The organism is Pseudomonas sp. FG43, assembly GCF_057809175.1.
Genome location: NZ_JBMDJL010000009.1, coordinates 198,718 through 213,104 on the forward strand (window position 1 = coordinate 198,718; position 14,387 = coordinate 213,104).

Genomic DNA, 14,387 nt, shown 5'->3' on the forward strand with positions numbered 1-14,387 from the left:
GGAGCACGCACATGAAAACCATCGATCTTTCCAACGCCACCGTGCGTGATCTCAATCAGGCCCTGCACGATCAGGTCCAGCAACTGGAAGACCGCGAGTGGGTGGTCACTCATCCCAATGGCGCGCACAACCTGGCCGTTGGCGTGAATGAAGCGGTTTCCATCGATATTCAGGGGCACGCCGGTTACTACTGCGCAGGCATGAACCAGAAGGCTTCTATCACGGTACACGGCAATGTCGGTGTGGGGTGCGCCGAGAACATGATGTCCGGTTCGGTGCGGGTCAAAGGCAGTGCTTCCCAGGCTGCGGGCGCTACTGCGCATGGCGGCATGCTGGTCATCGAAGGCGATGCGGGTGCCCGCTGCGGCATTTCCATGAAGGGCATCGACATCGTGGTCGGCGGCAGCATCGGTCATATGAGCTGCTTCATGGGCCAGGCCGGTCGGCTGGTGGTGTGTGGCGACGCAGGCGATGCGCTGGGCGACTCGTTGTACGAAACGAAGATTTTCGTCAAAGGCAGCGTGGAGTCCCTGGGTTCCGACTGCATCGAGAAAGAGATGCGCCCGGAGCATCTGGAAGAGTTGCAGGAGCTGCTCAATCGTGCGGGCTTCAATGAAAAGGCCTCGGATTTCAAACGCTACGGGTCAGCCCGTCAGCTCTACAACTTCAAAGTCGATAACGCCTCCGCGTACTGATCCAGGAGCATCATCATGAGTGACAAACCAACTCCAGTCCTGCGCGAGTCCGCGACCTTCGACCGCCTGACCATCCAGGAAATCCAGCGTGCCGCGGAAACCGGCATCTACGATATTCGCGGCGGCGGCACCAAGCGCAAGCTTCCGCATTTCGATGATCTGCTGCTGCTCGGCGCCAGTGTTTCCCGCTATCCGCTGGAAGGCTACCGCGAGAAGTGCGGCACTGACGTGATCCTCGGCAACCGCTTCGCCAAGAAGCCGATTCATCTGAAGATTCCGGTGACCATCGCAGGCATGAGCTTTGGTGCCTTGTCGGCCAATGCCAAGGAAGCACTGGGGCGCGGCGCGACCATCGCTGGCACCAGCACCACCACTGGTGACGGCGGCATGACCCCGGAAGAGCGCGGCCAGTCCCAGCACCTGGTCTATCAATACCTGCCATCGCGCTATGGCATGAACCCCGATGACCTGCGCAAGGCCGATGCCATCGAAATCGTGCTGGGGCAGGGCGCTAAACCGGGTGGTGGCGGCATGCTGCTGGGCATGAAAGTCACGGAGCGTGTGGCGGGCATGCGTACCTTGCCGGTGGGCGTCGATCAGCGTTCTGCCTGTCGTCACCCGGACTGGACCGGCCCGGACGACCTGGCGATCAAGATTGCCGAGATCCGCGAGATCACAGACTGGGAAAAACCGATCTACGTGAAGATCGGCGCGAGCCGTCCGTATTACGACGTCAAGCTGGCGGTCAAGGCCGGTGCCGATGTGATCGTGCTCGACGGGATGCAAGGTGGTACGGCAGCGACTCAGGAAGTGTTCATTGAACATGTGGGGATTCCGATTCTGCCTGCCATTCCTCAGGCCGTTCAGGCTTTGCAGGAAATGGGCATGCATCGCAAGGTGCAACTGATCGTTTCCGGCGGCATTCGCAATGGTGCCGATGTGGCCAAGGCCATGGCGCTGGGCGCAGATGCGGTGGCCATCGGCACGGCGGCGCTGATTGCACTGGGCGACAACCATCCGCGTCTGGACGAGGAGTTGAAGAAGATCGGCTCTGCAGCCGGTTTCTACGACGACTGGCAGAACGGCCGCGACCCGGCAGGCATCACCACTCAGGACCCGGAGCTGTCCAGACGTCTGGATCCGGTCGAGGGCGGGCGTCGCCTGGCAAACTACTTGCGTGTATTGGTGCTGGAAGCCCAGACCATGGCCCGCGCCTGCGGCAAATCGCACCTGCATAACCTTGATCCCGAGGATCTGGTGGCGCTGACGGTGGAGTCGGCGGCCATGGCTCGCGTGCCATTGGCGGGCACCAGCTGGATTCCGGGCTCGCAGTACTGATCTCCCCCGTAGGAGCGTATTCATTCGCGAACATTTTCGCGATTTAATTCGCTCCTACGAGGCTATAAAGAGGCCGCAAAGGCCCGCCGTTTCAAGCCACTCTGCTTTCTGCCAGACACTTTCCATTCCTTTGCAGGAGCTTTGATAATGGTTAACCGTCCTATCGGCAAATCCCTTCTGGCTTTACTTGCAGTCGGCGCTTTCTCTCCTCTGGCCCAGGCGGCCGAAACCCCTGTTCTCAATACCGGCAGTACCGCCTGGATGATCACTGCCGCCGTACTGGTGTTGTTCATGTGTCTTCCTGGCCTTGCGCTGTTCTATGGCGGGTTGGTACGGGCCAAGAACATGCTTTCGTTGTTTACCCAGTGTTTCGGTATCGCTGGCGTGGTCGGTGTGTTGTGGATCATCTATGGCTACAGCATGGTGGTCGATACCAGCAACATGGTTGAAGGTGAAGTGACCTTCAACAGCTTTGTCGGCGGCTTGAGCCGCGTTTTCCTGGCGGGTATGACGCCGGACAGTCTGGTGGGCGAGATTCCTGAAGGGGTATTCGTGACCTTCCAGATGACCTTCGCAATCATTACTCCGGCGCTGATTGCAGGTGCCTTTGCCGAGCGCATGAAATTCTCGGCAGCGCTGCTGTTCATGGCGATCTGGTTCACCCTGGTCTACGCGCCGGTGGCACATATGGTCTGGGGCGGAGCGGGGGCCTTGATGCATAACTGGGGCGTGCTGGATTTCGCGGGCGGCACCGCCGTGCATATCAATGCCGGAGTTGCAGCACTGGCAGCCTGCCTGGTGCTGGGCAAGCGCAAGGGCTATCAGAACACACCGATGCCCGCGCACAACCTGAGCCTGACCATGGCCGGTGCGGCGATGCTCTGGGTTGGCTGGTTCGGCTTCAATATCGGTTCGGGTGGCGGTTTGAGCGGTACGTCGGGCATCGTCATGCTCAACACTCAGGTAGGCGCTTGCGCCGGTATTCTGGGCTGGATGTTTACCGAGTGGTTCAAGGTCGGCAAGCCCAGCGCACTGGGCCTGGCCAGCGGTGCCTTGGCCGGTCTGGTGGGGATTACTCCGGCTTGTGCCTATGTCGGTGTTGGCGGAGCCCTTGCAATCGGCTTGTTGTGCGGTGTGTTCTGCTACCTGAGCGTGACGGTCCTGAAGAAGCGTCTGGGCTATGACGACAGCCTTGATGTATTTGGCCTGCACGGTGTTGGCGGCATGATCGGTGCGGTGCTGACCGGCGTGTTCTGTGTCCCTTCGATGGGCGGCCTGGTGCCGGATGTGAGCATGGGCGCTCAGGTCATCGCGCAGATCAAGGGCGTGCTGTTCACCACGGTTTATTGCTTCGTGGTCAGTTGGGGCATTCTCAAGCTCGTCAACGCCCTGATCGGCTTGCGTGCTCATGAATCGGTGGAAGAGATGGGGCTGGATCTGGCCGAGCACAATGAGCGTGCCTATAACCATTGAGTGAAACCTTGTCGCGGCCAAGGCCCCCCACATTGACCGTGGGAGGGGCCTTGGCCGCGATGCCTTCAGCGAAACGCTGGCACTACATGCTTGATGAACAGTTCCAGCGATTTCTTCTTCTCGGCGTGCGACAGGCTGTTGTCACACCAGAAGCTGAACTCGTCGACACCCAGTTCCTGGTAGTAACGGATGCGCGGGATGATTTCTTCCGGGGTGCCGATCATGGTGTTCTTGCGGATGTTTTCCAGCTCGAACTCCGGGCGTTCCTTGAATTTCTCTTCCGGGCTTGGCGCCAGGAAACCATTGACCGGTGTCTGCTTGTTGCCGAACCAGGCATCGAAAGTGCGGTAGAACTTCGAGATCGCGGTCGCACCGACTTTCCAGCCTTCGGGCTCGTCAGCAGTGTGGACGTGGGTGTGGCGCAGGACCATCAGTTGTGGGCGAGGGACGCTTGGGTTGTTGTCCAGCGCGGCCTGGAACTTGTTCTTCAGGTCCAGGACTTCTTCATCACCTTTCATCAGCGGCGTGACCATCACGTTGCAGCCATTCTGTACCGCAAAGTTGTGGGAGTCCGGGTCACGGGCCGCTATCCACATCGGTGGCGTCTTGATCGGTTTTGGCACGCTGGTGGAGGTGGGGAATTTCCAGATATCGCCGTCGTGAGCATAGTCGCCTTGCCACAGGGCCTTGACCACCGGAACCATCTCGCGCAAGGCCTTGCCACCCTCCGATGCAGGCATGCCACCGGCCATGCGATCGAATTCGACCTGATAGGCGCCACGGGCCAGGCCTACTTCCATGCGGCCATTGCTGATGACATCCAGCAACGCGCATTCGCCTGCTACCCGCAACGGATGCCAGAACGGAGCAATGATGGTGCCTGCACCCAGATGGATGGTGCTGGTTCTGGCGGCGAGATAGGCCAGCAGCGGCATCGGGCTTGGAGAAATGGTGTATTCCATTGCATGGTGTTCGCCGATCCAGACGGTGCTGAATCCGCCTTTTTCGGCCAGCAGCGTCAGTTCGGTCAGGTCCTCGAAAAGCTGATGATGACTGACTTGCTCATCCCAGCGTTCCATGTGCACGAACAACGAAAATTTCATGACACTCACCTCGGTTCAATCGTGGCGCCCCAAGAGGGCGGAGCCGATATTTTTTTGGTATACCGCAATGCTTTGGGGTGATGTAGATCAAGCAGTGTGGGAAAGCTTGTTTGTCTGATGGTATACCGTAATACTTTATGTGCAAGCGTTTTTTGGTGAGGTCTGTTTCTGGCGGCGCGATCTCATTTCATATGCAGTGCATACCCCGGCGTCCAGCTTTCCAGTCTGTATTGCCCGGCGATCAGGGTGCAGTAGCTCAGGCGTGCCAGGTACGCCCCGGCACTGTCGAGGTAGGTCTGGATTTGCGCGGGCTCACTGCACATCGCCAGTTTTCGGCCGCGTAGCAGCCCGAGAGTCTGTGCCGAGCGCATGGCACCCATGGGCTCAGGGTCGGCAATGATCAGCGCGCCTTCGGGCACCGACGCTTCATAAGCCTGCACGAAGCGTTCGGCGGACCGGTCCGGCAGATAAGGTGCCATGAAGTAATGAATGTCGTCGCGAAATGGCAGCGCTTCGATGTGCGTCGGCAAGCGGATCAGGCCGCTGTTGTAGAGCGAATAGACAGACAGGATCGCGATGGGTGAGGTCAGCGCCGAAAGGCTCAGCAAGGCATTGCCCATGCGGGTGCGTGCCACTATCGCCTGAAGCTGGATCACCCCGAGGATGCTCAATAGCGCCACGCCCGGCAGGAAGAAGACAAAGCGATCAGTCACGTTATACGAAGCCGCAAACACCATGTTCAGAAATGCTGCGCTCCACAGCAGGCGCAGCCGAGGGGCGCGAGGAAAGATGAGCAACCCCACCAGTTGCGGCCCCAGCAAAGAGAGCAACAGCAGGCCCACCGACTTTTTCTCGTACCACATGATGTCGAAGCGCAGCAGGCTGCCTTCCCGGTTGACGTCGGTCAGGATGGCGGACGAACCCGTGAGGTAGCGGCGGCCAATCTCCGGCAGGCTCATCGCGCTCTGCAGGTCGTGAGCGATGGCTGGCAATGCGACTGCGATACCCGCGATGAAGCCGGGCAGGGTCATCAGAATCCGTAGCTTGTGCTGGTACAACAACTGGATATACAGCGGCAGCAGCACCACAAACGTCAGTTGGTGAGTGGCGGCACCAAGCCCGGTCAGCAGGCCGATGACAAGCAGCTTTTTCAGTTCGCCCAGATGCGGCTCTGCACGGAGTTGCATCCAATAGGCCAACAAGACGAACAGCGTGTGCAACAGATAGACATCGGCCTTGGTCGAGACCCAGAACACCGCATGGGACAGTACTGTCACCACGGCGGCGAGCACGGCCTGTCGTGGCGTGGCGCCTGCACTCCCGGCCAATTGGTAGATGAGCCATGCCAGTGGCAGCAAGAGCATCGAGTTGAGCAGGCTTAGCGCTTGCGGGCCGAACAACTGGAAGAACAATGTCGTGACGAATTGATAGAACGGATGATCCACCGGCCCGAGAGACTGGCTGAAGTACTGACCCTGGCTGGCATCGACCAGAAACATGCCGTTATCCCGCCACTGGACCGGGCCGCTGGAGGCGATAAAACTTGCGACGATAGCGCCACACAACATCAAAAGGGGAATGAGAGGGAGTAACGATGAAGCGCGTGGGTCTTTGTCTTGATTCATGTAGAGCTCTCTGGGGAGACGTCTGCATTCGTTTCATTGGGGCATTTTTTCCAGGGGCGCAATGCCCGCAGGAATAATGAAGCAACTCCGGATTTAATGAATTGCCATTAAGGCCCGCAACTAATGGAGAAGCGATCTGAAACCGACCCTGATGTGCGGGCGTTGATAGCGCTCCGGCCAGTGTCGGGGGCACTATGGAACGAAAGTGGACAATTGCCACTTCAATAAAGTTAAAGGGCAGGGGTTATATCGTCATCGTGCTGGCGTCAGAAAAGTCAGGAGCGGTTACGGTGCCGTGAAACACTGTTTATGTGTTTCATTGGTTTAACAGTTATCGGAATCAGTGGCCTCTAATTTGCAGCTATATAACCTGTCCTTTTGAAGAATATAAATGTCGCATTGACGCTGAACGAAGTCATAATGACTCGTTTTTCTCGAGCGTTCAGGAGTCGCAATGCCCAATCTCTTGCTGTCGGCGCTGGTCCCTCTGGTGGCCGACCTTACCCGCGAGCTGCCGCAAGAGGAGCGCTATCGGCGTTTACTGCATGCCCTGCGGCAATGGTTGCCTTGTGATGCGGTGGCCTTGCTCAGGCTTGAAGACGATGTGCTGATCCCGCTGGCTGTTGATGGCCTGAGCCCTGACACGCTTGGGCGTCGATTCCGGGTGCAGGAACATCCCCGGCTCAGGATTCTGCTGGAAAGCGAAGGGCCTGTACGTTTCTCCATGGATTGCGATCTGCCCGACCCCTATGACGGTCTGGTGGAAGGTCACGGCCAGCTTGAGGTGCATGACTGCCTGGGATGCGCGCTGTATTTTCAGGACAAGCCTTGGGGGCTTATCACCCTTGATTCCCTGGACCCATCCAGTTTTGGCAGTGTCGATCTGGAGAACCTCCAGGCCTTTGCCAGCCTGGCGGCGGCGACGGTCATGGCCAGTGACCGGATCAGCCAGTTAGGCCGTAACTATGAAGAGCAGCGGCAGCTGGCCGAGGTCTACAAACGTGTGGCGGGTGGTCGTGCTCCGCGTGAGCTGATCGGCCAGAGTGCCGTACACAAGCGCATGCAGCAGGAAATCCAGTTGGTGGGCAACAGCCCCCTGACTGTTCTGGTCACCGGCGAAACCGGGGTTGGCAAGGAGCTGGTTTCCGAGTCGATCCATCTGCATTCCCCCAGGGCGCACAAGCCGTTGATCAGCCTCAATTGCGCGGCCTTGCCTGAAACGCTGGTGGAGAGCGAGCTGTTCGGGCACGTCAAAGGTGCGTTCTCTGGTGCGGTCAATGGTCGTAGCGGCAAGTTCGAGCTGGCGGATGGCGGCACGCTGTTTCTGGATGAGGTCGGCGAGTTGCCGCTGCCGGTGCAGTCAAAGCTGCTGCGCGTGTTGCAGAGCGGCCAGTTGCAGCGGGTCGGCTCGGATCAGGAACATCATGTGGATGTGCGCATCATCGCAGCCACCAACCGGGATCTGGCCGAAGAAGTCCGTTCAGGCCGTTTTCGCGCCGATCTCTATCATCGGCTGAGCGTTTATCCGCTGAATGTGCCGCCCTTGCGCGAGCGAGGGCGTGATGTGCTGTTGCTGGCGGGTTACTTTCTGGAAGAGAACCGCATGCGTATGGGCTTGCGCAGCCTGCGGCTCAATGCCGAGGCCCAGAAACTTCTGCTGGCTCATGCTTGGCCCGGCAATGTTCGTGAGCTGGAGCATCTGATCAGTCGTGCAGTGCTCAAGGCCTTGTCCGCACACCCGGAAAGGCCACGCATTCTGACAATCGAAGCTCATGCACTGGGGCTCGATGACCAGCCGCAAGCTACACCGGCAGTTGCCATATCGGGTGCGAACCTGGCGATCAGGCCGGGACAGGGGCTCAAGGAGTCGGTGGACGCCTATCAACGTGCATTGATCGTCGAAGCCCTGGAGCGGCATCAAGGGAAATGGGTCGATGTGGCGCGGGAATTATCGGTGGATCGGGCCAACTTGAGTCGTCTGGCAAAGCGTTTGGGAGTTCGCTGAAGGCAGCCTTGATTGCAGGCGCTATTTGCTCATTGGTCGCCTGTTATTAAAAAAGACTGAATTTTTTTGCGCGGTGTTGTGTCCTCTATAGTCCATGGACACAACACAAGAGGTATAGCCTAATAATGGCACTGCCCAAGCACTACCGCATTGATTACTTATTAAACGGGACGTTCAAAAGTTTTTATATTCGTGCCGATAATATGGATAACGCCGAGGCATGGCACCACGCAAGTGTAGACGCCGGTCTGGCTCGTATTCCCAAATACCGACTGGAGAAAGTACCCCGTGTAACGAAGCCACATGCTGAACATTTTGGCATCACCAATGTTGAGTGGGTAAAAACCTGATAGCCCGCTTAGTTGTCGTTATTGCTGCATCGGGCGGGTTTTGATCCTGCCTGATGCGCTTATCCTGATGCATGAATTTCCTTGAGTGAAGTCGGCCATGACCACCATTCCGCAATCCCGGCAGGGGCGTGTCTTCGAGACGGATCTGCCTGCGCGGCTGGATCGGTTGCCGTGGGGCCGGTTTCATACCTTGCTGGTGATAGCCCTGGGGATCACCTGGCTGCTTGACGGCCTGGAGGTGACCCTGGCCGGCTCTGTGGCGGGCGCTCTGAAAGACAGTCCGGTTCTCAAGCTCTCCAACAGTGATATCGGCCTGGCCGGTGCGGTGTACATCGCCGGTGCGGTGCTGGGTGCGCTGTTCTTCGGTTGGCTGACCGACCGCCTCGGGCGTCGCAAGCTGTTTTTCATCACCTTGCTGCTGTATTTGGGAGCCACAGCCGCCACAGCGTTTTCATTCAACCTGTGGAGCTTCCTGCTGTTTCGCTTTTTGACCGGCATGGGGATTGGCGGTGAATACACCGCAATCAATTCGACCATTCAGGAGTTCACGCCCGCCCGCTACCGTGGCTGGGTGGACCTGAGTATCAATGGGACGTTCTGGCTGGGCGCAGCCCTTGGCGCCGGTGGTTCGATCCTGCTGCTGGACCCGCAGTGGCTGGGAAGCGAATTGGGTTGGCGGCTGTGTTTCGGCATTGGCGCCATTCTCGGCCTGTTTATCCTGCTGATGCGTCTCTGGCTGCCGGAAAGCCCGCGCTGGCTGCTGATCCATGATCGACCTGAAGAAGCCAGGCGTATCGTGGAGCAGATCGAAGCCGATATGCGTCGTCAGGGGCATGTACTGCCCGAGCCACAAGGTCGACCGTTGCGTTTGCAGGCACGAGATCACACGCCGCTGGGGGAAATAGCCCGAACCCTGCTGGTGACTTTCCGTCAGCGCTCACTGGTCGGGCTGACCCTGTTGACGGCCCAGGCCTTTTTCTACAACGCGATTTTCTTTACCTACGCCCTGGTGCTCACCGAGTTCTATGGTGTCCCATCAGCACAGGTCGGCTGGTATGTGCTGCCTTTGGCGCTGGGTAATTTCTGCGGGCCGCTGCTGCTGGGGAGACTGTTCGATGTCATCGGGCGGCGCATCATGATCAGCTCCACTTACGCGATTGCCGGTGTGCTGCTGACCATCAGTGGTTATCTGTTTGCTCAAGGGCTGCTGGATGTCAGGCAGCAGGCCATTGCCTGGATGGTGATCTTCTTTTTTGCCTCGGCCGCTGCCAGTTCTGCTTACCTGACCGTGTCGGAAACTTTCCCGCTGGAGATTCGTGCCTTGGCCATTGCCGTGTTCTATGCCTTTGGCACTGGCCTGGGAGGCATCATCGGCCCGACGCTGTTCGGCCAACTGATAGAAACCCAGGATCGCGACAATGTGCTCATCGGCTATCTGATCGGGGCTGGGCTGATGATGATCGCCGCTCTGGTGCAGGCCATCTGGGGCGCGGCGGCCGAGCGCAAGTCGCTGGAGGAGGTTGCCCGGCCCCTGTCACAGGTCAGAGAGCAGGAGGCGTCTGATCGATCAGCCTGACAACGCCGCGCAGGTCCTGGACCGAAGCCTGCAAGCCTTCGATCTTGTCGCTGACTTCCTGCATTTCGGTCGGGCGAAAGGTATGTTGCAGGTACATGACGTGGCCTGCCAGGTTCATTGACACACGTTCCAGATCATCCGCTGTCTGCTGCAAATACTCCTGAATGTCTTTCAGTGGTTCTATTTGCACCAGCCTTTACTCCGGCAATTGCGCATCATGGGTGTGATTGTGTTTGTCTGCGGATCAACATACACCTGCTGTGTCGGCAGTGATGGCATTATGCTTTAGAGTATTTCGTCGAAAAATCACTGCTCGTCGGATTCCGAATAAGAATCCAGCAATTCAGCCAGCGCACGGGTACGTTCAAGGCCGCTGGTGGTGGACATGATCCGGGCCACCGCTTCAATCGCTTGTGCCTTTGCTTCGGCGCGTTCGGCATCGGTGTTATTGGGCGTGGCGTCCTGCGCTGCTTCAATAATCGATTGCTCAAAGGTATTCATGGTTGTCGCTCTTTGGGGGCAGATGTCTGTGATACCGATAGCGGGTCGTTATTTCAAGTCTCAGGCGTTGCTCAGTCACCCTCGTAGGGGAAGTCTTGCAGGGTTTGAACCAGATACACATCGTCCGGACTCTGGATATTGTCCAGCACCCAGCATTGGCTGCCCGGATTCTTGATCAGCAGCAGGATAGTGCTCTGGGTGCTTGCGCCCAGCGGAGAAACCATCTCGACCACTGCCTGTTTGTCGGAGCTGGATACCTGCTTCCATTCAACAGCCTTGATCACCTCATTATCCTGAGTACCGGTCCATGGATCCGCACTGATGGCGCACTGGTCGCCAGGCTGCTGGCAACTCCAGTCCTTCTTCAGCAAACCCAGCAAGTTCTTGGACAGATACTCGGGCCCACCTTTGCCACTGACATAGAAATCATGGTGGTTGGTGTAGATCCAGCGTGCCGTGTCAACCGGTGTACCGGCAGGGCAGGCGGCTTGTGCGGCAGTTGAGAACAGGCAGGCAAGAATGATCGCAAGGGGTCTGGACATGGAACGAAACTCGGCAAATGGGTGGTCGGTGAAGATGTAACGTTGATGACACGCATTTGGAGGCCAAGCGCGGGAAAAAGCAATGGGTCTGGCTGCTGAAAAGCGGTGGCGCGGTGGCTGTCGAGCCGTGAAATCGACCCGGCCCGATCATTCCTTTGGCTGATCGGGCCGGGTCTGGAGGTTTGCCTTCGCAAGCGCCTAAGCGACTTTACTCACCAGCGAGTTCTCCAGGTCCTGATACCAGAGGCCGGCGTCGTAAGCGATCGTGACAATCGTCGAGTCGGCATAATCCTTTTGGTTCATCATTTGCCGTGCCACGGCAATGCAGGCGGCAGCGGTATTACCGACGAATGCGCCATTCTGCATGAAGAACCAGCGCTGGGCGGCCAGCATCTCGGCATGGTCTACATTGAAGCGTCTGTTGACCAGCGACCAGTCCAGAAACGGCGGGCAAACCCCTACGGCCATGCCTTCGAGCCGGTGGTCCGAGAATACGCCTTCCCTAGAGTCGCAACCCTGTGGGTCGACCATGATTGTCGAGACGTCAAACCCATGGTCTTTCAGGCCGAGAGTGATGCCGGTAAAGCTGGCGCCGGTACCTGCGCAGCCAATGAACAGCAGCTTCTTGCCTGACTTGGCTTCTTCCAGCTGGCGGGCCAGTTCGGGCGCAGTCTGGTAGCGGTGTGCTTCGACGCCCACCAGGTTATTGAACTGGTCTGTGTAGTAGTAAGACTTGCCCATGGCTTGCTGATTCTGCAGATGAAAGTTGACCACTTCCTTGGGGGACAGGCCGTCTCTGAGCATCTCCTTGCCGATCAGTTTGGCGCCGAAGCATTCCAGCAGGTTCCTTTTGGTCTGGCTGAAGCCCAGGCCGATTGCCAGCTCTATCGGAATACCATGTTTGTGGCAGGCTGCGACCAGGCCGAAACCGAAGTTGCCGCCAGTCTTCTCAATGACAGTGGTCACGCCAGGAATGATTTCACCGCTGCGCAAGGCGGCATCGATGATGACGCTGGCAGCCCGGTATTTATGGCTGCCACCAGGGTTGTTCATTTCCATTTTGGTGAAGAAACGTTCACCGCTTTTAATGAGTTTGCTCACGTCTGGCTTCCTCCATGGGGTACTTCTGAATCGGTTGTCCGCTCAGTAAACCGGCAGTTATCTCTAACTATTGAAAGCCACAGCAGTTGCTCTTGATTTCACTCGAACAGGCAGGACAAAAGGTCCTGAGCGTTGCGAAACATTACTGCTGTGGTCAGCCGGGTAAGTTGCGCATTCGTTTTCCGGGCTCATGAGGTTGTCATGAGGTGCGTTGGTGATAACGGGAGAGGTCGATCTGTGCCTGGGGGAACTCACACACCAGTCTTTCCTTGCCTTTGCCGAGGCGCTTTCGGCGCACATTCAGGCGTCCTATGCGATCCGGCGTGTGCAGGTGCGTGCCGCCACAGGGGATTTCTATGCCTTGATAGCGCCACATGCGGGCGTCCTCCAGCCCCTGGACCGCGTGATGCTCGATGACTTCATCCAGAACAATCAGCTCATTTGCCCGACGTTCTATTTCGATGACCTCATCGGTACTGAATGCCTCTTCGACCAGAAAGTCGAAACGGGCGGATTCTTCTTTGATGTGGCAGCCGATGGTCCACTGTTTCAGCTCCTCACGCAGACCTGTCGCGGCGGCATACAGAAAGTGGCTGGCGCTGTGCGACAGGGTCAGTCGTTCACGACGCTGGATATCTATCGTGACCCTGGCTTCCATTCCCGCCCGGATATGTTCCAGCATGAAGAAATCGTCAGGGTGGATCATGTGCAGGATGATGCCGCCCAACTTGCCACCCTTGAAACCTTCCAGCTGGATGGGCGTGCCGTAGAGCTTTTTGGTCCATGCGAATCGCACGGTACCGATGGGCAGGTCTATCGTGCCCTGGTCAGCCTCCTGACCGCCGCCTTCCGGATACGCCACCGTACTGTCCAGCTCGATTGCTTCTGGATGAACGCGAATAACTTTTGCGTTCGCGGACATCAGGTACTGGTCTTTGTAATACAGCTTTTCGGTATTGCGCAGCACTTCGTCGACCGTGGTCATGCTATTCACTTCCTGAGGTTGAGCCTGTCGATCCATGGCTAGTTGATGGCGAACCACATGAGGTAGAAACCCACACCCCCGAGCACTGTGGCAAAGAGGCTTCTGGTTACAACGGCAATAACCGTTGCCGCCAGCGCTGAGGCAAGCGGGGCCATGAGCCCGCCGTCCTGGGTGGAGTGGTTGGCAAGCTCCAGGGTGATGATTGCAACCATGATTGCGGAGGGCACAAAACCGAGCCAGTCCAGTACGAATCGCGGGAGGTTCACGCCGGCGAGAAAAACGATCGGGAGCGCCCGGACGGCGACGGTGATGATCGCGCAGGCAATGACCGTCAGAAGAATCGATGAGCCCATCACTGACCTCCTTGCATCGGGTAAAGACGCATCAGGACCGTACACAATGTCGCCGCGACGGCCGTTGCCACGAGCAGTGAAACGTTGACATCGAAGGTTCCCAGTGATGCAAGTACCACGGCTGTCGAGGCCACGATGGCGACGATTTCGAGGCGCTTCTGTTTGCTGCCGAAGTAATTGAGCACGACCAGGCCGATAAACATTGCGGTCAGGCTGAAAACCAGCCTGTGCGAGATGTCGGCTGGAATCGATTTGGCAAAAATGGCACCCACAAGATTTGCAATGATCCAGTTCACGTAGGCGACACTGTTCAGCCCGAGCATCCACCAGTAAGCAATCCTGCCGTGTCTGGAAGCCTGTTGAGCCGCTATGCCGAATGTCTCATCCGTCAACAACATGCCACTGATGAACTTCTGCGAACCGGTCAGCGTTGCAAAGTAACGGGCCAGGTACGAACTCATCAGTAGATAGCGGATATTCACCAACAGAACCGCCAGTACGATTGCAATCGGCCCGGCACCACTGATCCACAGTGAATAGAAAAGAAACTGCGCGGACCCTGCGTAAAGCAGCATCGAGAGCAGGGCTACATCAACCAGTGAAAACCCTGAAATGGCGCCTATGGCACCGGCCGCGAAACCTATGCTCCAGTAGCCCAGAATCGTCGGGCCACAAGCAATGGCGCCTTCAAGAAAAGCCGAGCGTTTGAATGCGAGAGTCTCTGACATGGACATGGGCGG

General features: G+C 57.8%; 15 protein-coding genes. 6 read left to right on the forward strand and 9 right to left on the reverse strand.

The window, feature by feature from the left end; all coding sequences use genetic code 11:
- The first annotated feature begins 11 nt into the window (after positions 1-11).
- The 3 genes from ACODS3_RS13400 (at position 12) to ACODS3_RS13410 (ending at position 3,506) form a co-directional block, all read left to right on the forward strand.
- Positions 12-695: a protein glxC gene (locus ACODS3_RS13400; protein WP_489034700.1), complete on the forward strand. Its 684-nt coding sequence runs from the start codon at positions 12-14 to the stop codon at positions 693-695.
- A gap of 15 nt (positions 696-710) precedes the next feature.
- Positions 711-2,033, forward strand: a complete 1,323-nt coding sequence (locus tag ACODS3_RS13405) for an FMN-binding glutamate synthase family protein (RefSeq protein ID WP_489034702.1) — start codon at positions 711-713, stop codon at positions 2,031-2,033.
- Positions 2,034-2,180: 147 nt separating this feature from the next.
- On the forward strand, positions 2,181-3,506 hold the full coding sequence (locus ACODS3_RS13410) for an ammonium transporter (RefSeq protein ID WP_304575068.1): 1,326 nt from the start codon (positions 2,181-2,183) through the stop codon (positions 3,504-3,506).
- 65 nt (positions 3,507-3,571) lie between these two features.
- Here ACODS3_RS13410 and ACODS3_RS13415 read toward each other — a convergent pair whose 3' ends face one another.
- Positions 3,572-4,609: an LLM class flavin-dependent oxidoreductase gene (locus ACODS3_RS13415; RefSeq protein WP_201019200.1), complete on the reverse strand. Its 1,038-nt coding sequence runs from the start codon at positions 4,607-4,609 to the stop codon at positions 3,572-3,574.
- A 182-nt stretch (positions 4,610-4,791) separates the two neighbouring features.
- Positions 4,792-6,234, reverse strand: a complete 1,443-nt coding sequence (locus tag ACODS3_RS13420; protein ID WP_489034705.1) for a glycosyltransferase family 39 protein — start codon at positions 6,232-6,234, stop codon at positions 4,792-4,794.
- A gap of 454 nt (positions 6,235-6,688) precedes the next feature.
- Here ACODS3_RS13420 and norR point away from each other — a divergent pair, with 454 nt between their 5' ends.
- The 3 genes from norR (at position 6,689) to ACODS3_RS13435 (ending at position 10,165) form a co-directional block, all read left to right on the forward strand.
- Positions 6,689-8,239: a nitric oxide reductase transcriptional regulator NorR gene (norR, locus tag ACODS3_RS13425; protein WP_201019202.1), complete on the forward strand. Its 1,551-nt coding sequence runs from the start codon at positions 6,689-6,691 to the stop codon at positions 8,237-8,239.
- Between the two features lie 125 nt (positions 8,240-8,364).
- A complete protein-coding gene (locus tag ACODS3_RS13430; RefSeq protein WP_038399834.1) occupies positions 8,365-8,589 on the forward strand; it encodes a DUF6555 family protein in 225 nt (74 codons plus the stop codon).
- A gap of 97 nt (positions 8,590-8,686) precedes the next feature.
- Complete coding sequence (locus ACODS3_RS13435; protein WP_489034708.1) at positions 8,687-10,165, forward strand: MFS transporter; 1,479 nt, start codon at positions 8,687-8,689, stop codon at positions 10,163-10,165.
- Here ACODS3_RS13435 and ACODS3_RS13440 read toward each other — a convergent pair.
- The 7 genes from ACODS3_RS13440 to ACODS3_RS13470 form a co-directional block, all read right to left on the reverse strand.
- Positions 10,131-10,355, reverse strand: a complete 225-nt coding sequence (locus tag ACODS3_RS13440; RefSeq protein ID WP_201019204.1) for a hypothetical protein — start codon at positions 10,353-10,355, stop codon at positions 10,131-10,133. The two genes, ACODS3_RS13435 and ACODS3_RS13440, sit on opposite strands and share 35 nt — an antisense overlap.
- A gap of 116 nt (positions 10,356-10,471) precedes the next feature.
- On the reverse strand, positions 10,472-10,666 hold the full coding sequence (locus tag ACODS3_RS13445) for a hypothetical protein (protein WP_201005243.1): 195 nt from the start codon (positions 10,664-10,666) through the stop codon (positions 10,472-10,474).
- Between the two features lie 71 nt (positions 10,667-10,737).
- Positions 10,738-11,208: a YqhG/Tai3 family protein gene (locus ACODS3_RS13450; protein WP_489034710.1), complete on the reverse strand. Its 471-nt coding sequence runs from the start codon at positions 11,206-11,208 to the stop codon at positions 10,738-10,740.
- A gap of 198 nt (positions 11,209-11,406) precedes the next feature.
- The gene (locus ACODS3_RS13455) at positions 11,407-12,309 is read right to left on the reverse strand and encodes a pyridoxal-phosphate dependent enzyme (protein WP_304575065.1); all 903 of its coding nucleotides are present in this window, start codon (positions 12,307-12,309) and stop codon (positions 11,407-11,409) included.
- A 199-nt stretch (positions 12,310-12,508) separates the two neighbouring features.
- The gene (locus ACODS3_RS13460) at positions 12,509-13,294 is read right to left on the reverse strand and encodes an alanyl-tRNA editing protein (protein WP_201019207.1); all 786 of its coding nucleotides are present in this window, start codon (positions 13,292-13,294) and stop codon (positions 12,509-12,511) included.
- A 38-nt stretch (positions 13,295-13,332) separates the two neighbouring features.
- Positions 13,333-13,647: an AzlD domain-containing protein gene (locus tag ACODS3_RS13465; protein WP_304575064.1), complete on the reverse strand. Its 315-nt coding sequence runs from the start codon at positions 13,645-13,647 to the stop codon at positions 13,333-13,335.
- Entirely contained in the window at positions 13,647-14,381 is a 735-nt protein-coding gene (locus ACODS3_RS13470; protein ID WP_201005233.1) for an AzlC family ABC transporter permease, read from the reverse strand. Before ACODS3_RS13470 ends, ACODS3_RS13465 begins: the two co-directional genes overlap by 1 nt.
- Positions 14,382-14,387 lie beyond the last annotated feature (6 nt).